This window comes from Anaerobacillus alkalidiazotrophicus (assembly GCF_001866055.1).
In genome coordinates this window covers 125,767-143,021 of record NZ_MLQS01000017.1, presented here as the reverse complement: position 1 = coordinate 143,021, position 17,255 = coordinate 125,767, and the positions used below count along the sequence as shown (strand labels likewise).

Annotated in this window: 16 protein-coding genes and 1 riboswitch; of the genes, 6 read left to right on the top strand and 10 right to left on the bottom strand. The window is 34.6% G+C overall.

Going from position 1 to position 17,255, the window contains the following annotated elements; translation table 11 throughout:
• The first annotated feature begins 302 nt into the window (after window positions 1-302).
• Window positions 303-722 carry a ferritin-like domain-containing protein gene (locus BKP45_RS11085; protein WP_071389752.1) on the top strand — a complete coding sequence of 140 codons (420 nt, stop codon included), beginning with the start codon at window positions 303-305 and terminating at the stop codon, window positions 720-722.
• Between the two features lie 400 nt (window positions 723-1,122).
• Here BKP45_RS11085 and BKP45_RS11080 read toward each other — a convergent pair whose 3' ends face one another.
• Window positions 1,123-1,605, bottom strand: coding sequence for a hypothetical protein (locus BKP45_RS11080; RefSeq protein ID WP_071389751.1), 483 nt, complete (start codon window positions 1,603-1,605; stop codon window positions 1,123-1,125).
• Window positions 1,606-2,235: 630 nt separating this feature from the next.
• Window positions 2,236-2,425: riboswitch (cobalamin riboswitch) on the top strand.
• Between the two features lie 121 nt (window positions 2,426-2,546).
• On the opposite strand from BKP45_RS11080, the gene BKP45_RS11075 reads away from it, so the two are divergent.
• From BKP45_RS11075 to BKP45_RS11065, 3 genes are all read left to right on the top strand, one after another.
• A complete protein-coding gene (locus tag BKP45_RS11075; protein ID WP_071390138.1) occupies window positions 2,547-4,421 on the top strand; it encodes an anaerobic ribonucleoside triphosphate reductase in 1,875 nt (624 codons plus the stop codon).
• Window positions 4,422-4,439: 18 nt separating this feature from the next.
• Complete coding sequence (gene nrdG / locus BKP45_RS11070; RefSeq protein ID WP_071389750.1) at window positions 4,440-4,940, top strand: anaerobic ribonucleoside-triphosphate reductase activating protein; 501 nt, start codon at window positions 4,440-4,442, stop codon at window positions 4,938-4,940.
• Window positions 4,941-5,191: 251 nt separating this feature from the next.
• Window positions 5,192-5,500, top strand: a complete 309-nt coding sequence (locus tag BKP45_RS11065; protein ID WP_169824099.1) for a hypothetical protein — start codon at window positions 5,192-5,194, stop codon at window positions 5,498-5,500.
• Window positions 5,501-5,742: 242 nt separating this feature from the next.
• On the opposite strand, the gene BKP45_RS11060 is transcribed toward BKP45_RS11065, so the two are convergent.
• A complete protein-coding gene (locus tag BKP45_RS11060) occupies window positions 5,743-6,603 on the bottom strand; it encodes a site-2 protease family protein (RefSeq protein WP_071389748.1) in 861 nt (286 codons plus the stop codon).
• A gap of 158 nt (window positions 6,604-6,761) precedes the next feature.
• Between BKP45_RS11060 and BKP45_RS21595 the strand changes: the two genes are divergently transcribed.
• Complete coding sequence (locus tag BKP45_RS21595) at window positions 6,762-6,863, top strand: YjcZ family sporulation protein (RefSeq protein ID WP_084034718.1); 102 nt, start codon at window positions 6,762-6,764, stop codon at window positions 6,861-6,863.
• Window positions 6,864-7,225: 362 nt separating this feature from the next.
• On the opposite strand, the gene BKP45_RS11055 is transcribed toward BKP45_RS21595, so the two are convergent.
• Entirely contained in the window at window positions 7,226-7,489 is a 264-nt protein-coding gene (locus BKP45_RS11055) for a hypothetical protein (RefSeq protein ID WP_071389747.1), read from the bottom strand.
• Window positions 7,490-7,707: 218 nt separating this feature from the next.
• Between BKP45_RS11055 and BKP45_RS11050 the strand changes: the two genes are divergently transcribed.
• A complete protein-coding gene (locus BKP45_RS11050) occupies window positions 7,708-8,085 on the top strand; it encodes a YppG family protein (RefSeq protein WP_071389746.1) in 378 nt (125 codons plus the stop codon).
• A 967-nt stretch (window positions 8,086-9,052) separates the two neighbouring features.
• Here BKP45_RS11050 and cysC read toward each other — a convergent pair.
• The 7 genes from cysC to BKP45_RS11015 form a co-directional block, all read right to left on the bottom strand.
• Complete coding sequence (gene cysC, locus BKP45_RS11045; RefSeq protein WP_071389745.1) at window positions 9,053-9,646, bottom strand: adenylyl-sulfate kinase; 594 nt, start codon at window positions 9,644-9,646, stop codon at window positions 9,053-9,055.
• Window positions 9,647-9,668: 22 nt separating this feature from the next.
• Entirely contained in the window at window positions 9,669-10,748 is a 1,080-nt protein-coding gene (locus BKP45_RS11040; protein WP_071310214.1) for an inorganic phosphate transporter, read from the bottom strand.
• Window positions 10,749-10,919: 171 nt separating this feature from the next.
• Window positions 10,920-12,074, bottom strand: a complete 1,155-nt coding sequence (gene sat, locus BKP45_RS11035; RefSeq protein WP_071389744.1) for a sulfate adenylyltransferase — start codon at window positions 12,072-12,074, stop codon at window positions 10,920-10,922.
• A 31-nt stretch (window positions 12,075-12,105) separates the two neighbouring features.
• Window positions 12,106-12,816 carry a phosphoadenylyl-sulfate reductase gene (locus BKP45_RS11030; protein ID WP_071389743.1) on the bottom strand — a complete coding sequence of 237 codons (711 nt, stop codon included), beginning with the start codon at window positions 12,814-12,816 and terminating at the stop codon, window positions 12,106-12,108.
• 538 nt (window positions 12,817-13,354) lie between these two features.
• Window positions 13,355-14,011, bottom strand: coding sequence for a response regulator transcription factor (locus BKP45_RS11025; protein ID WP_084787843.1), 657 nt, complete (start codon window positions 14,009-14,011; stop codon window positions 13,355-13,357).
• On the bottom strand, window positions 13,986-15,884 hold the full coding sequence (locus BKP45_RS11020; RefSeq protein ID WP_071389741.1) for a sensor histidine kinase: 1,899 nt from the start codon (window positions 15,882-15,884) through the stop codon (window positions 13,986-13,988). The genes BKP45_RS11025 and BKP45_RS11020 overlap by 26 nt, the downstream gene beginning before the upstream one ends.
• On the bottom strand, window positions 15,884-16,780 hold the full coding sequence (locus BKP45_RS11015) for a substrate-binding domain-containing protein (RefSeq protein WP_071389740.1): 897 nt from the start codon (window positions 16,778-16,780) through the stop codon (window positions 15,884-15,886). The genes BKP45_RS11020 and BKP45_RS11015 overlap by 1 nt, the downstream gene beginning before the upstream one ends.
• Window positions 16,781-17,255 lie beyond the last annotated feature (475 nt).

The following is a 17,255-nucleotide window of genomic DNA, read 5'->3' as shown; positions in this document are numbered from 1 at the left end:
AAATCCTTCATCTCCCATCTAGTCTTGATTAATTATTTGAAACTTATATCTAGAATTCAGAGCAGCAGCAACAAATTGGTATTTTAGGAGTGACTGAACAAGATTGGTTGATTACCTTTTCTTTGTTTATTGTAATTTGGGGTTCAATTGTATTTTTGTATTAACTGCTGGATTAATTAAGGGGAATTTATCAGGGTCTTATGAGTGAATAGTTTCAAACTAATTGAAAAGAAATACTGGCAAATAGATATTAAGAATGACATTAATAATTCCACAAATACTATTAATAAGGTGGTGAAAAAATGGAACATGTTATTAAAGAGCTAAATGAATTTTTGAAAGGTCAATACATGGGAATTCATTCTTACGAGCATTATATCCAAAAGCTAGAAGACTCTAAAATTAAGAAGGAATTCCAACAAATTCAACAAGAGCATAAAATTCATGCAATGAAAGTAGCAAAGAGAATTCAAAATCTAGGAGGCAAACCTGTTGATGATGAAGGATTTGTAGGTTCTATCCAAGGATTTATTAATCAACTAAATCTCCCTGACACACCTGAAGGATTAATTAAAGGAGCTCTTAAAGGGGAAGATTTTGGGATTCAGATGTCTGAAGAAATTGTAAAAAGCGACTTAGACGATGAAAGTCGTGAACTAATCGAAGAAATCTTAGATCGCGATAGACAACACACTTTCTTATTAAGTAAATTAATCCAATAAAGCTGGACTTCAATCAGTTAGGGTTTTCCTTGATCCCCCACTGATTGTTAGGTTAACTTATACCACGGGCATAAGAATAACTAATCATCAGCTTTCGCTAATGAAAGTTATTCTATATCGGACCTTTAGAGGCAGTTACTCCCCCACCTAACCTTTTCGATTTTCTTAAATTTCAGGTGGGGGTCTTACTGCTCCTTAAGAGTGGGGTGAAATTAAAACTTCCCTATAACATGTATAAAGCCGCTTTGCTCCAAGCGGCTTCTATGCAGTGTAAATGATTTATTATTGATTATTCTCATCCATCAATGAACAGTTTTTGACTAGTTAACAATTTTTATGTAGCTCAGTTTTGGTAATGATGAAATTCACGCATGTAATAATTTTATATTTTATACCTTTTTTATCCTACTCTTAATTCACGATAATTTCTTTTCAATAAAAGTCCTCTAAGTACTAAACCAAAGAAAAAACCAGGTATTAAAAATAACATCGGTAAAAAAACAGGACCTAATAGCACACCAAAAATTAGTAAACGTGGAGAATATATAAGCCCTACCGTTACAAAGAATGCTCCAAAAGCAAATGGTAAATATAAATAAGGTTTCGTTTTTTCGTTAGCATCTCGATACGCATCCCACAACGAAAACAAATAAAAACACGGATAAAACATTAGCCATTGATAATTCGTCGCTCCTATAGCCTGATCAATGTTACCGTTAAATGAATATACAATTATTAAATTAAAGTTACTCATTACATTAATAACGACTTCAAGGATTAGTAAAATGGTACCTTTATAATATTTTTTATTGATAAATTGACCAAAACCTGGAAGTGCAATACTCCAAAATAAAGCTTCGTAATTTCGTTTTCCTTGTTTCATTTTCCGCTCCTTAAACATCTTTTAACAAAGAGGTTTTGGTACATTTCTCCACTTCTGAAAAAGCGTGAATTCCTACATATACACACCCTCCAATGTATTATATTATTTAACACACTTTTAGTTTTTTGTACCTTATTCTCCTCCCTACTTCGACTTTTATATTATTACAAAAAATGTAAATTTTTATTACTAGTCTCTAAATTAATCCGCCTCTAACTCCATTTAGAATTGTATCAAACATATTTTACTGTTGAAGTTCACTCATTAGATATTAACGAAAAACCAATACTATTGTTAAAGCTTAATTAAGGGAAGAGGATTACGTATGAAAAACAAATACAATAATTATCCTTTTCTTTTTCTGCTCACCATTCACACTAGTATTTACACAATTTATAAAAAGAAACCGATAGGAAAACTAATTGTCTTACTATTATCAAATATTGGTTTGGCTTATTTTTATTAGCTAATACTTTCAAAAAACGATTACTAAATGAACAAAGTTAAATTATATTCGTGAATTATTTGTCAAAAAAAGTAGGTATAATTCACGAAATACCTTGCTAAAAAACTATGAATCAATTATCATTTATTTATTCAATATCTAGTGTGTTTTCCACACAAAAATACTATATATCGGAATGGAAAGGTGTCTTTTCAGACTTAATAGGGAATTCGGTTTAAAGCCGGAGCTGTCCCCGCAACTGTAAGTGCTGACGAACTGAGACAACCACTGTATAAAAACTACTTTTTTTACGGGAAGGCTCAGGTAGTAGGATGAAGCATTAGCCAGGAGACCTGCCATTCATTCCAAAGATTTCATTTCTTCGGGGAGTAAGATTTTGAAATGGCCAAAAAGGGAAAAAACTTTTTTTCTCTACTTTTACTATGCCGTTTCATGCTCTTTCAAGTTTGAAAGGGCTTTTTATTTTGACCTGATAATATTTGACAAGGGGTGCAATAATTTGGAAATATTGATAGAAAGTTTCAAAGAAATAGTAGATGAGAATAAAGATATCCTAAATGAAAATGCCAATGTAGATGGACGTTCTCCTTTAGGTAAAATGAATAAATTTGCTTCTGAAAGTGGAAAGTGGTTTACCGATCATTTCCTTTTATCTGAGGATATTAGAAAATTCTTCGACGATAATATATTGTACATACACGATAAAGATTTCTATCCTACAGGAACGACGACTTGCTGCCAAATACCATTAGATAAATTATTAGCAAGAGGGTTTAACACTGGTCACGGTTCAATACGGCCACCAAAATCGATTCAAACCGCAATGGCCCTAGCATCAATTATTTTTCAGTCTAATCAAAATACTCAACACGGTGGGCAATCATATCAAAAATTTGATTATGATTTGGCTCCGTATATTCGGTTAACTTACGAAAGCAATCAGGCTTCCATACAGAAGCTAGTTAATGGGAAGCTTACAAATGAAGAGGTTGATAGAATAGCTTGGGAAGATACTAGACGTCAAACATATCAAGCATGTGAGGCCTTTATTCATAACGCAAACAGCATGCATTCGCGAGGTGGTGGTCAAGTCCCTTTCGTCTCTATCAATTATGGTACAGACACTTCTCCTGAAGGTCGCTTACTAGTTGAGGAATTATTAAAAGCTACAAAATCAGGACTAGGTAACGGTGAAACACCTATTTTTCCAATTCAAATTTTCAAAGTAAAAGAGGGAATTAACTTTAATGAGGGTGATCCAAACTATGATTTGTTCCAACTCGCCTTAGAAACTACAAGTGAACGATTATTTCCTAATTTTTCTTTCCTTGATGCTCCTTTTAATCAACAATATGATGACGGTACACCCGAAAGCGAAGTTGCTTACATGGGTTGTAGAACAAGGGTAATGGGTAATATTCACGGAAAAGAAACATCAGTAGGTCGCGGTAACCTCTCATTTAGTTCGATCAACTTAGTTAAACTTGGACTAAATGCCAAAAAGAACATCAACAAGTTTTATGAATTATTACATCAAGCTGTAGACATCACTATTAAACAACTTCTTGAACGGTTTCAATTTCAATGCACGAAAACGGCCAGCGAATTTTCCTTCTTATATTCACAAGGGGTATGGCGAGACGGAGAAAAGCTTAATCCAAATGATAGTGTCAGCGAAGTACTAAAACAAGGTACGTTAAGTATCGGGTTTATCGGACTAGCTGAAACTCTAGTTGCACTTACTGGCAAGCACCATGGAGAATGTGAGGAAACTTTGGACTTAGGCTACAACATTATAAGATGTTTAAAAGAACGCGCAGAACAAGCGACAATAGATCATCAGCTTAACTTTAGTGTGATTGCAACGCCTGCCGAAGGTCTCTCAGGTAAATTCACAAAAAAAGATCGCGATGAATTCGGAAATATTGAAGGGGTTACAGATAAGGATTATTATACAAATTCATTTCATATTCCTGTTGAGTACAACATATCAATATTTGAAAAAATACGTAGAGAAGCTCCTTTTCATAAGTTGTGTCTTGCAGGACATATCACGTACATTGAATTGGACGGAAATGCACGAGCAAACATAAAGGCTCTAGAAAAAATCGTGAGAGCTATGAAAGAAAAGCATATTGGGTACGGATCTATCAACCATCCTGTTGATCGTTGTATTACATGTGATTACAGCGGAATTATTGGTAATACATGCCCTAATTGCGGTGAAACTGAAGAGCTAAACTTTGAAAGAATACGCCGCATAACTGGTTATTTAGTAGGTGACTTGAAACGTTGGAATAACGCAAAATTACAAGAAGAAGGTAGGCGTGTTAAGCATAGGTCTTCTTAACAGAAAGGATTGAAAATATTGAAAGTCCTTGGAATCAAAGAAGATTCAATTGTTGATGGAGAAGGATTACGGACAGTCATTTACTTTGCGGGTTGCTCGCATCAATGTCCGGGTTGCCATAATCCACAAAGTTGGCAATTACATGCCGGAAATGATTATACTTTGGAAGAACTTTTGCAAAGAGTATGTGTAAATCCTCTGAACGATATTACCTTTTCTGGAGGAGATCCATTTTTCCAAGCTAAAAACATTGTTCCATTAGCAAAAGCTTTGAAGCAAGCTGGAAAAAATATTTGGGCATACACTGGCTATACAATCGAGGAACTATTACAACGAGGAAAACAACATGAACTCGAACTGCTTGAATATGTTGACGTGCTAGTAGATGGTCGATTCATTGAAAAAGAAAAAGACCTTTCCCTAACCTATCGCGGAAGTCGTAACCAACGTATTATCTATTTAAGAACATCAGTTCATTCAAAAAATTCACAAGAAAATCCAGTAATATCAGTCTTATAGATTAAGGGCCACCCTTTGTTTATGCAGAAGCAATGTTTTGTACGGCGAGTAATCGCAGGGGGAAATGGTAGCTATTCACTGAGTTCGAATTTATCCTTAAAAAGGACTGTCACATTTAGTAACGAGTTCAGCTTTTGGAGAGAAAATAACATATAGCAATAGAAATAGCGTACCAATTTGCAATGTGGTACGCTATTTTCTGGCAACATAGTAAGCTAACGAAAGCTATAATAGAACAAGAAATTATTGGGATGTTTAAATTGAATATTGCTATTTATATGACTTTATTATTTTCTTTAATTGTATCTACCATCACCTCTATTTGGATATATAAAAAGAAAACAAATAAGTGGTTAGGAATGTTAATAGGTTTATGTATCAATACACTTCTATTATTAGGAGCAACAATTATTTTTCACAAAATTTTCAATGTGAAAGAAGTAGATGGATTATTTGCAAGTTTAGGCATACTTATATTCGCATTTTTCGTTCCTATATTTACTTGTATTAACTTTTCCATTCTTGAATTTATGAGATACAAAATATATGGTATCAAATAACTGACATTTGTTGTTCAAATAAGGATGTTAGTGCAATAAGCGGTGTTGATTATATTAACTCTATCGGACAAGAGAGCCGTTATTTGTGAACAAAGGAGTGTTTTAAAAGGGTTAACGGACATCAGGTTCGTTATTTACTTAATTTAGCTCCAAATATTGCAGATTTTCATGAAATAGCGTACTTCATGTCCGATAGCTCGAATTATTTGATCAATTCGGTGAAATAAGGTATCCTGTGTCCGTTAGGGTCTGACACTTTTGAAACGGTTAGAAACAAATACAAAAATGTTTATAAAAAATACAGTTATTAAACTTAGCCAAAGGAACAGTTCAATAGTTGTCATTCCGTAATTATCTTTCAAGTCCTTTGCATTTTCAATTAGTTGAAATGTATTGGCAGAAATAATTTGTAGACAAATTAGCCCCATAACAAACATCCATGACAAAAAGTAAATAGGATTAGTTACTTTCTCAATTTTCCCCTTGGCAACACCAATTTTCAAAAAAAGATGTTCAACTGTTGTCATGACAATCCTTCCCCCATCAAGGATAGGGATTGGTAAGCTATTTAACAAAATAAGTGTAATATTAATTGCAGCTAACATCATCCAAAATTCCATATTATGACCGAAATCGTGAACCATTTGAACTTGAGATTCAACGCTACCTTGGCTACCAAATAACAGGTCAATTTGTAGAGACTTGAACAGTTCCCCTAAATGAGTGACTATGTAAATTAACCCATCCATAGCTACTACTAACCCATTAATAAAACTTCTCCCTTGACCTATACTTGTTAAACCAATGCTGACAAAATATAAGACAAAGTTCATAAAAATACCAGCAGAAAAGAAAATAATTTTTTGAATGTAATTATATTTACTAAAATCCTTCTCATTCGGTTGCACAAAACCACCTAATGGTAAAATACGTATTGAAAGTACACTACCATTTATTTTTTTACGAAGAAGTGTAGGACCAAAACCAAGAGAAATCTCCTCAACCCTACCACCAAAAAGACGAAATGAAGCATAATGGCCAAATTCATGAACAATCACTGACAATAAAAGTGCTATAAAAAACATCATGAGCGTACTATCCATCTTTTCCCCTCCAAAAATTATTTCTACATTATTATGCAAAGCTTGGCCAAAAAATACCTTTATCTACCATTTAATGGTTATGTGCAGAGCTTACTATCAATTTAGGTTTGTATGCATACATTACATTGTATCCAACTTTAAAAAGGAGTTTTTTTAAAATGACAGGTTGTACAACACCAACAACAGGTTATATAGGTGGTTTCACACTAATTCTTGTATTATTTATCTTACTTGTAATTATCGGTACTGCTTGGCTTTAAGAGAAATAAGTAGTGTCAATCGTAATGACGCCCGTTTTGTTTAGTATACAATTAACTGTTGCGTTATAACTGTATTAATGAAGCTCAATAAAGCTGAACTTCAATCAGTGGGGGTTTTCCTTCATCCCCCACTGATTGTTAGTTCAACTTATACCACAGGCATAAGAATAACTAATCATCAGCTATCACTGATGAAAGTTATTCTATATCGGACCTTTAGGGGCAGTTTATCCCCCACCTAAACTTCTCGATTTTCTTAAGTTTTGAGGTGGGGGTCTTACTTGCCCCTTAAGAGTGGGATAAACTGCATAATATTTACACAGAAGAGGCTGTCAAAGACAGCCTCTTTATTGAAGGGATTTTTACCAGAAGAATGCGGCTCCTAAAGCAAAACCACCTACTGCCGCTAGAGCAACTGGGACAAAATAAGGGTTTTTACCATATCTATAACCGCCATAGCCACCACCGTAGCCGTATCCAAAACCTCTTGGTCCTCTAATCATTGGATCTAGCCAAACATATTCTGTGTCTACTTCTACAATTCTTCCGTAATGCACTTTTCCTGTTTTTTCATAAATGTGCACAACTTTACCTTTATGCTGACAACAAATCTGGTAATAACTCATAGTAACCTCCTTTTCCTATTCTTTAATTATCTTATTTGCAGCTTCATTTTTTGATTGTACATATACTATTTTTTTATAAAAAAGGCTACAAACTAGTATAGTTTCACTATTTTTATATAAATTTGATTTTCATAGTTAATAAACCGTTCCTTTTTACTTCTTAATTCATAAATTAAAATAGTATTGTTACAAGATATAAAGAAAGGAGATTAGATTAAGTGTTTCCACAAAGAAGTCAAATGTACCAACAGCCACCTCATAGATATCATTATCCTTACTATCAACAACACCCATATGGCTATCAGGAAAGTCCACGACCAAAAGGACTGTTTGGGAAACGAAGACAATTAGGTACTCCTTTTGAACATCAGCAGTTGCCACCCCCTCACTATTATCAACAACCAAATTCACATCAATATTATTCACAACAGCTTATGGCACCTCAGTCTTCATTCCAACAGCCAAAAAAGGGTATATTCCATAATGAAGAAGGCAAACTCGATTTTAAAAAAATTGGAAATGGGGTTCAAACAGCAATGGGTTTCGTAAACCAAGTAAGCCCAGTTATGAAGATGTTTGGCGGACTATTTAAATAAAGCTGAACTTCAATCAGTGGGGGTTTTCCTTCATCCCCCACTGATTGTTAGTTCAACTTATACCACGGGCATAAGAATAACTAATCATCAGCTTCACTGATGAAAGTTATTCTATATCGGACATTTAGGGGCAGTTTATCCCCCACCTAAACTTCTCGATTTTCTTAAGTTTTGAGGTGGGGGTCTTACTTGCCCCTTAAGAGTGGGATAAAAACTTTCCTTTTAGAGTACAGCAAGAAAAGCGCAAGCGCCGCAGCTCTAGACGTAATAAGCTTGACTGAGTCGAGTGAGATGTAGGAGAGTCGAAAGTCGTTAGACTTTCGTTCTCGACTTATCTTAGACGAGACGAAGGAAGCTTTCTAGTCGATAGGGCGTTGGAGCTAGACAGTTTCCAAGTTAGAAATTTATAAATTCTGATTATGTAAAATAGGGCAGTTGCTAGAAGTTACACTTCTAAACAACTGCCCTTATTTTTGATAGAATAATAGAATATACACTTTGTATACACCCATTTATACTAAAGATTAATTATTTCATAAACTGTCGATTCCAATAATACACTTTCGGTAGACGACGACATGTAATATATTCATGGAAAAGCGTTAAGCCAACAAAACTTACCATTTGCCAATCAATACCCTTCATCAATGCCTCACCTCAAGTTTTAATATTTTATAATGTATATGGCTGATGAGCGTTGTCTTATTACTAATCTATGGTAAAGAGACTGTAAATGACACCTAAGTTTGAGATTCTACCTAAAATGGACACAATGAATGTTAGAAAAGCTTGGCTTATCACCAAGTCCTAAAGCGAAAGCCCTAGTGTTTCTTATACTTTATTCCTTTAGAGAAGTTAAACTTTCTTAAAGTATAAAAGAGCGTTTGTTCACACAGTTATGAACAAACGCTCTTTTAATAAAGACTAGTCAGTTTTGAAACTTTCCTATACATCAGGATAGATACGACTAGATTATTTCTTTCGTTTCTAGGTATTGAATAACTTTTGCTACGCTTTCTTCAATTGAAAGTTTATCGGTTTCTATTGTTAACTCTGGATTTTCTGGTTGTTCATACGGAGAACTTATTCCTGTAAAATTAGGAATAATACCTGCACGAGCTTTTTCATAAAGTCCTTTTGGATCGCGGCTCTCACATGTTTCAAGTGATGCATTTACAAAGATTTCGATAAATTCCCCTTTTTCTACTAGTGCTCTTACTTGATCACGGTCTTCACGGAAAGGCGAGATAAACGCTGTTAATGTAATAACACCCGCATCTACAAACAATTTTGAAACTTCTCCAATTCTGCGAATGTTTTCTTTTCGGTCTTCTTCGGTAAACCCAAGGCCTTTATTTAATCCATGTCGAACGTTATCACCATCTAGTACATATGAATGTACGTTACGTTGAATTAATGCTGCTTCAACAGCATTGGCTAAGGTAGACTTTCCAGAGCCAGATAAACCTGTGAACCATAAGATACAACTCTTATGACCTTTCTTTTCTTGACGTTCACTCTTTGAAATTGTCGTTTCGTGCCAGACAATATTGCTTGACATAGTAACCCCCACTTTTTAAAATTTAAATTCCGCCACCTTGATCGTGAATAGCGCTTCTTTCTCTTCTCGCTGCTTGAGCCAGTTGGACCGATCCAATCGTCGCAATAAACACACTAATAATAACAAAGCTTGTGTAAAAATCTGCTTTTAAAAAGAGTGTAATTAAACCGTAACAAATTACTAGAGAAAAAACAGGCGAAACTACCCAGACCATTGCGATTTTTTTTATAATATCTTTTTGCATTACCTTAAAACCATTATTTACTGTTCCAATTCCAATAATTGCTGAGGTCGTTACTTGTGTTAATGGGACAGGTAAACCAAAGATGGAAGCAATAATAACTAATGACCCACCGGTAATAGAAACGGCACTTCCTTGTAATAATGAAAGTCTAGTAATCTTCTTACCATTTGTCTCAAGTACTTTCCCACCAAGAATTACTGCACCTAATGAAACGAACAAGCCTCCAACAATAACAGCTGTACTTACTTCAATCAATCCTGCACCTACTAAGGGACCAACCGCATTTGCTACATTATTCATTCCGGCAGCATAGGCTTCAAAACCACCTGAAATAACTAATAAAAATACGAGCCATTTATGCCATTTCCCTTTGTTCTTTAATGCCGGAAACTTCCTTTCTAAAAAACGAATAAGATGACCAGCAGCAATAGCTAAAACAAACGCAACAATTGGTACAATTACCCAAAAAGAAACAATTACGATGAGACGGTCGAAATATACTGCTTGAAAGGCCATACCTGCTCCAACGAGTGAACCTACTACAACTTCACTTGTTGAGAGTGGGATACCTAGTAAATTAGCGATAAATAATGTCAAACACGCAGCAGCTAATATGATGATTGTAATTTCAACATTTACAATGTCAGAGGGAATAATCCCCCCTCCAATTGTTTTAACAACCTCTCCACCTGCTAATGCTCCTAAAAAAGCAAAAACTGCTACAATAAGCATCGCTGTTCTTTTCGTTTTAACTGCACCGCTTCCATATGCAGGTCCCATTGCTGCAGCCGTTCCACTAGCACCAATGTTCATCGCAAAAAAGAAGGCAATAATAAAAGCTACGATGATTAATACCATCTTCCTCTTCCTTTCCTACTATCGGAAATTGTAACGTGTTTTGGCAATTGATAAACGGCAAACTTCTTTGTCAGCTGGCTACAATTGTCAGTCACCTAAGTGAATACCATTTATACTTAGGTGACTGTCTTATTCGCTCAATCAAACTTCTTCTACTACATTGCCCATAAACTATTTTGTTAGCTGTGCTACTTTTCCGGCTAGACCATTAATCAATACTTCAACAACTTCTTTTCTACTAAATTCTGGAGGTGGAACCTCCCCATTACTAAGCATTTGACGTACTTTTGTACCAGATAAGATAACTCGATCTTCCTTACCATGTGGGCACGTCTTTGTACTTGCCATGTTCCCACACTTTTTGCAATAAAAACTATGTTCAAAGAAAAGTGGTGTAATACCTAGCTCTTTTTCAGTGAAATTACGGAAAATTAATTGAGCATCATACGTTCCATAATAGTCACCAACACCAGCATGGTCACGCCCAACAATAAAATGAGTACATCCATAGTTTTTACGAACCATGGCATGGAAGATAGCTTCCCTTGGTCCAGCATAGCGCATCGCTGCAGGGAAAACTGCTAAGAAAACTCGGTTTTCTGGATAATAGTTTTTAAGTAACACTTGATAGCTTTCCATTCTCACATCAGCAGGAATATCATCAGACTTTGTTTCTCCAACTAATGGATTTAAAAATAAGCCATCGACAATTTCTAAAGCTGACTTTTGAATATATTCATGAGCGCGATGAACTGGATTACGAGTTTGGAAACCTACAACTGTATTCCATCCTAAACTAGTAAACTTTTCTCTCGTCTCAACTGGATCAAGATAAAACTCTTGAAATCTATCTGCTTCAATCTTTTTCACTAGAGTAATAGGACCAGCAATATACACATCCGGACGAGCAAAAAGTTTTGCTACACCAGGATGAGCAAGGTCTGTCGTCTTGTATACGTTCGCTGCTTCTTCTGTTTTGTTTGGTACATAAACTTCTTTAAGCTCTAGTACACCATAAACTGTTCCGTTAACTGTAAGTTTTACTTCTTCGCCAATTGTTAGTTGATCTGCTTTTTCTTTTGTTACAGGGAGGGTAATTGGAATGCTCCAAACCGTACCATCCGCTAAACGCATTTCATTAACGACTCTCTCATAATCTGCTTCTCCTAAAAATCCTGTAAGAGGACTAAATGCACCATTAGCAATTAACTTTAAATCTGATAAGGCAAAATCATCTAACTCTACCTCAGCTTTTATATGTGAAAAATCATATTGACTATTAAAACGATTTACTAAAGAACCACCGTGTGGAATACTTAAACTCATTATTAACTCCTCCTAAAAAATATTACTTACTTTATTGATGAAGCCCACATTCTACCTTACCAGAATTAGCCCAGCGACCCTCACGTGTATCTCCCCCATCGGCTACTGGGAGCGTACAGTTTGCACAGCCAATACTCGGATAATTTTGATCATGAAGCTCATTATATGGAAGTTGATGTAATTTAATATACATCCAAATCTCATCCCAAGACCAATGAATGAGAGGACATACTTTTATAGATTGAAAGCGATTATCGTGGTTTACGAATTGGACATGTGCTCTAGTTTCCGACTGCTCTCTTCTTAATCCCGATATCCATGCTTGGTATTTAGATAATTCCTCTTCTAAAGGTTTTAACTTTCTAACTTTACAGCATTGATCAGGACTCGTTTTCCACAGTTCATTTCCATATTGTTCATTTTGTTCTGCTACTGTAAGCTCAGGCTTCTTTAATTCAATGTTTAATGTTGGATATTTTGCTTTTACTTTTTCAATAAGTGCGTATGTTTCTTCAAAATGTAACTCAGTATCTAAGAATACGATGGTAGCATTTTTATTTACTTTACTAATTAAATCAATAAGTACAATTCCCTCTGCACCAAAGCTACATGCATAAACAATATCGTCACCAAAGTGATTATATGCCCATTTTAAAATATCGATAGCATCCTTTTTGGCAAGCTGTTCATTTAAATTCTTCAACTCATCGTCTGTCACTGTTTTGTAGGACAGTTTCGCCATTGAGCTTCCCCCTCACGTTCAAATTTTTACAGTTCATAAATTTTTCATGCGCTTTAATTCATTAATGATAGTTGATTGATAACTGTTTCTACGTAAACCTAATTGTTTGTTATTACTTTTTTAAAAAGGCGACACAAAGTTCCCTTTAGAAACTTAATGTCACCTCTAGTTTGTCTAGTCAGCTCAATTCCAAGTTTTTAATTCCGAGTATTTTCATATGTTTAATTACTTAATAAGATTTTAAGAAAATTTCTGACTTTTGTCAAGGGGATGAAAGGATGAAAAAGGAATTTTTTTATAGTTGATGAAGATAATGTGGAAATAGTAGGTCTAAAAGGAGGCATTTACTGACGGTTTTCTTGTTGGGTTGATCCTTTCACTTTTCATTTTAAAGTTTCACTTACGAGAGTTCACCCTCCTACTTGCACAAATCCAACTTTGACTGCAAAAAGTAGCAAAATCACTCACAACATTAAATTCATTCCCTCAAAAAAAGCAGTTTTCCAATGTATTTTACATTAAAAAACTGCCAACATTATTAATCTTTACTAGATATAATCCCATGCTTTAGTGCATATCTAACTAAATTTGATTTTTTCTTTGCGCCTATTTTTTCCATTATTCTTGCCTTATACGTATCTACGGTTTTAATACTAATAAATAATTCCGTAGATATTTCTTTTTGTGTATAACCAAGAGCGATATATTTTAATACTTCTCTCTCTCTTGGACTCAATAAGTCAACTTCTGATCCTACTTCACTTTCTTGTTCACTTTCATTAGGTTTAGCATATAAACTAGGGATTAATGTAGGATATATATAGTGCTCTCCACTTAATACCGTCTGAACAGCAGCAATTAACTCCGTATCAACAGCTCTCTTCAAAACATACCCTGATGCTCCTGCATTTAATCCTTCTTTTAAATAGGCCTCGTCAGAATACATCGTTAGGATTAGTATCTTTGTATCTGGAACTTTTTCTTTTATTATTTTCGTCGCTTCAATTCCATCTTTTTGGGGCATATTTATATCCATGATTATAATGTCAGGTGTATATTTTTCTGCCTTCTCAATAGCAATATTTCCATTTTCGGCTTCCGCTACAATTTCAAAATCTTTCTCTGTTAAAATTATATTTTTTAAACCTGAGCGAAAAACTGGGTGATCATCAGCTAGCATGATTTTGATTGTCAAGAAGTTCTCCTCCTCCATCTTTTAATGAGATTTTCACCATGACAGCAGTCCCTTCATCAATTTCAGATTCAATATTAAACGTTCCACCTAATAACGAAACTCTTTCTTGCATCCCTCTAATCCCTAAATTATATTTTGAAGGATCTTTATTTAACACTTCTTCTACTTGAAAACCTATACCATCATCCTCAATGATCACAGAAATCATCTGGCCATTCTTCATAATAATGACACTAACAGATGTTGCATTTGCATATTTCAAAATATTGGTTAACGACTCTTGGACAACTCTAAATATAGCCGTTTCCACTTCCGGTCTAAGTCTTTCTTTCTCAATACCCTTTAAAATCAAATCAAATTCTACAGGATATTTCTTTTTAAACTCATCAGTGTAGCGCTCAATAGCTACTTTTAATCCAAACTTATCCAAGATGCTCGGACGTAGTTGCCAGGCTAAGTCATGAACTTCTTCAATTGTTTGATGAGCCAAGTTTCTTAGCTTCGTAATTTCACGCTGTCTCTGATTTTCATCGTCTACCTCTTGCAATACCTTTAACCCTAACAATATTGATGATAAAGAGTGACTCGTCTCATCATGAAGTTCTCGTGCAATCCGTTTCCGTTCTTCTTCTTGTACCGTCATTACTTTTCCAAGGAGCATTTGTCGAACTTTTTCTTTCTTCCTAAGTTCTTGCCATAGTTGTATATTTTCAATAGTGACAGATAATTGATTACAAATAGATTTTATTATTTTTACGGAGTAAGGGTCGAGCTCTTTTAAACTACATATTTCTATTTTCCCAACATTTTGCTCCTTTACAATAAGAGGTAGTGAATTATTAACCTTTTTTTCGGTACTAGTACAAAGGCAATGGCTATCTTGTTTATTAAGTAATTCAAATTCTACTAAACAGTTTTCTTTCGAATTAAAAAACGTTTCATAATCATTATCTACTTTTATTTGAATTAAGGCACTGTTTAAGGAAAGTTCACTTACTAAATTCTCTACAAATTTTTCTAAAACGTTTCTTAATTCCTCAACTGTTTTTATATTTGCAGAGATGTTATTTAATAATGTTAATTCTCTGTTTCTTGTTAACACTTCTTTATAGTATTTTTCTTTTTCGTTTCTTGCCTTTTCTAAATTCTCTAACATTGAATTAAATGAATGAGTGAGTTTACCGATTTCATCATTTGAAAAGTTATGAATGCGTGATGAAAAATCACCTTTCGCTACTTGTTTCGTTAAATTTACTAATTGTGTGATCGGATAAGTTATAACCCTTGTGAGCCCTAACACAATTAATAAAGAGAGCATAAGTACAATTAACATCGTGACAAACATTTGCTGTGTGACATCTTGAAGCGCTTGATCAAGTGAATCACTGCGTAAACCGACCCTCGCTGTACCACCAAAACCTTTAACAATCGGAACAGCCACATCTCGAATGATTCCTTTTTCAGTGTCGAACATAACCAAATTATGAAGATCATCTTTGTCTACTTCGTTAACATGAAGTAATTCAGTACTTATATATACATCCTCATACGAATGAACAACCGTCCTTCCGTTTTCATTTAAAATAAATACGTACTCAATATCCCTATTATTTTGTATCGTATCATTCACTAACTTTTGCAAGGCGTATATATTATTGGTAAGCAATAAGTCACTACTTTTAGATGCTACATCACTTCCAATTGATTTAACCCTTTCATCCAATTGTTGTGTTAACGTTTCTGTAATGGAGATCCTTACTCCTATTAAACTTATAATTGTTATTAAAAAAATGATCGCAAAAACCATTCCATAAATTTTCACATGAATAGAGCAACTTGTCATAAAGCTCGGAACCTTTACATGTCTCAACATTAGTCTTCACCCATAAACTTCATTGCATCTCTTATTGGTTGATACTTTTCTCGATTTATAGGAACGTACTCCTGAATTTTCAATTCTTGTAATATATGTTGCCCACGTGGATTTTCATTAAGCGATAAAATTAGTTCCTTAATTTCTGTTTTTAAGTTTTCATCCGTTTTATGAGACACAACAATTGGAGGTGCCCCTGCCCAAGGTCCTTTTTGTACAATTTGAATTTGCATTGCATCTTCATTCTCCAAATCTAGTAACATATCAAATAAAATACTATCTACCGCTGCACCATCAACAGCTCCCCTTGCTACTGCACTAACTGAATAATCATGACTGTACGTATAAAATGTCTCCTCAAAAAAATCGTTAGCTGTATAACCCATTTGGTCTATCATTTCTAAAGCTGCTAACCTTCCTGTATAAGAATACGGATCAGCAAAAGCAAAACGCTTTCCTTTTAAATCTGCCAACGTTTCTAAGCCACTATTTTTATGAGTAATAATATAGGATCTGTACGTATCACTATTGTCAATAATAGTAGTTGCTACATCAACCATATACCCTTCCTCAGTGCCAATAACGTAGGAAAGTGAACAAATAAACGCTAAATCAACTTCTCCGTTTTTTAATAGCTCATTAACCTCATCGTACGTTTGTTTTTGAATAATCAGTATTGGTCGCTCGAGGTGGTCTTCCAAATATTTAATTAATAAATCATACTTATATCTTGTTTCTTCAGGGGAAACAACCGAAGCAAATGCTGTACGAATAACATTCTCAGATTCTTCAAGAAGAGAAGTGTCATTCTCCTCTTCTGTTGAGATAAGGGGAACGTAGGTTAGTTCTTGTTTTTCACTACAAGCAACTACTATTATTAATGATAAAATGATCATCGTCCAAAACCGTCTAATGACAATCCCCCCTAGAATTCTTATTTTTAAAATTAAATTTATTTAAAGATTAATATTTATCTCATCATTCTATTATACATTTTGATGTACTAAAAAAGTTTTTTTTATTTAATTGTCACCAAACGGTTAGATTTCAAATGGAAGCAATACCATTTTATTCAAACTGTATACATTGAGATCCATATGGTAAAAACATAAGAAAAGCGCAAGGCGCCCGCCTATCGGCGACAAACACTGGAAGACCTGCTCGTAGCGGTCGGTTTTTGACCGAAATCTATGTGCTTCTGCGTCTGACAGCTTTGCTTCGAAGTAGGCTTCCTCGAAGCAAAGCTGCATGAAGCTATTCAGAGACGTTATTCAAGTAGTTATTGAAGTCCGTTGCTTGTCTGAAGTGATCGAGCCGATGGCGCCTGGAGCTAGACAGTTTCCAAGTTAGAAAGTTATAAATTCTGATACT

What these genes read in the sequence shown, in the direction of transcription:
- BKP45_RS11085 (WP_071389752.1), top strand. Translation starts at nt 303, where the DNA reads ATGGAACATGTTATTAAAGAGCTAAATGAATTTTTGAAAGGTCAATAC.
- BKP45_RS11055 (WP_071389747.1), bottom strand. Translation starts at nt 7,489, where the DNA reads ATGAGTTATTACCAGATTTGTTGTCAGCATAAAGGTAAAGTTGTGCAC.
- BKP45_RS11040 (WP_071310214.1), bottom strand. Translation starts at nt 10,748, where the DNA reads ATGGTATTAATCATCGTAGCTTTTATTATTGCCTTCTTTTTTGCGATG.
- BKP45_RS11060 (WP_071389748.1), bottom strand. Translation starts at nt 6,603, where the DNA reads ATGGATAGTACGCTCATGATGTTTTTTATAGCACTTTTATTGTCAGTG.
- BKP45_RS11015 (WP_071389740.1), bottom strand. Translation starts at nt 16,780, where the DNA reads ATGATCATTTTATCATTAATAATAGTAGTTGCTTGTAGTGAAAAACAA.
- BKP45_RS11080 (WP_071389751.1), bottom strand. Translation starts at nt 1,605, where the DNA reads ATGAAACAAGGAAAACGAAATTACGAAGCTTTATTTTGGAGTATTGCA.
- BKP45_RS11020 (WP_071389741.1), bottom strand. Translation starts at nt 15,884, where the DNA reads ATGTTGAGACATGTAAAGGTTCCGAGCTTTATGACAAGTTGCTCTATT.
- BKP45_RS11065 (WP_169824099.1), top strand. Translation starts at nt 5,192, where the DNA reads ATGTTTAAATTGAATATTGCTATTTATATGACTTTATTATTTTCTTTA.
- sat (WP_071389744.1), bottom strand. Translation starts at nt 12,074, where the DNA reads ATGAGTTTAAGTATTCCACACGGTGGTTCTTTAGTAAATCGTTTTAAT.
- BKP45_RS21595 (WP_084034718.1), top strand. Translation starts at nt 6,762, where the DNA reads ATGACAGGTTGTACAACACCAACAACAGGTTATATAGGTGGTTTCACA.
- cysC (WP_071389745.1), bottom strand. Translation starts at nt 9,646, where the DNA reads ATGTCAAGCAATATTGTCTGGCACGAAACGACAATTTCAAAGAGTGAA.
- BKP45_RS11030 (WP_071389743.1), bottom strand. Translation starts at nt 12,816, where the DNA reads ATGGCGAAACTGTCCTACAAAACAGTGACAGACGATGAGTTGAAGAAT.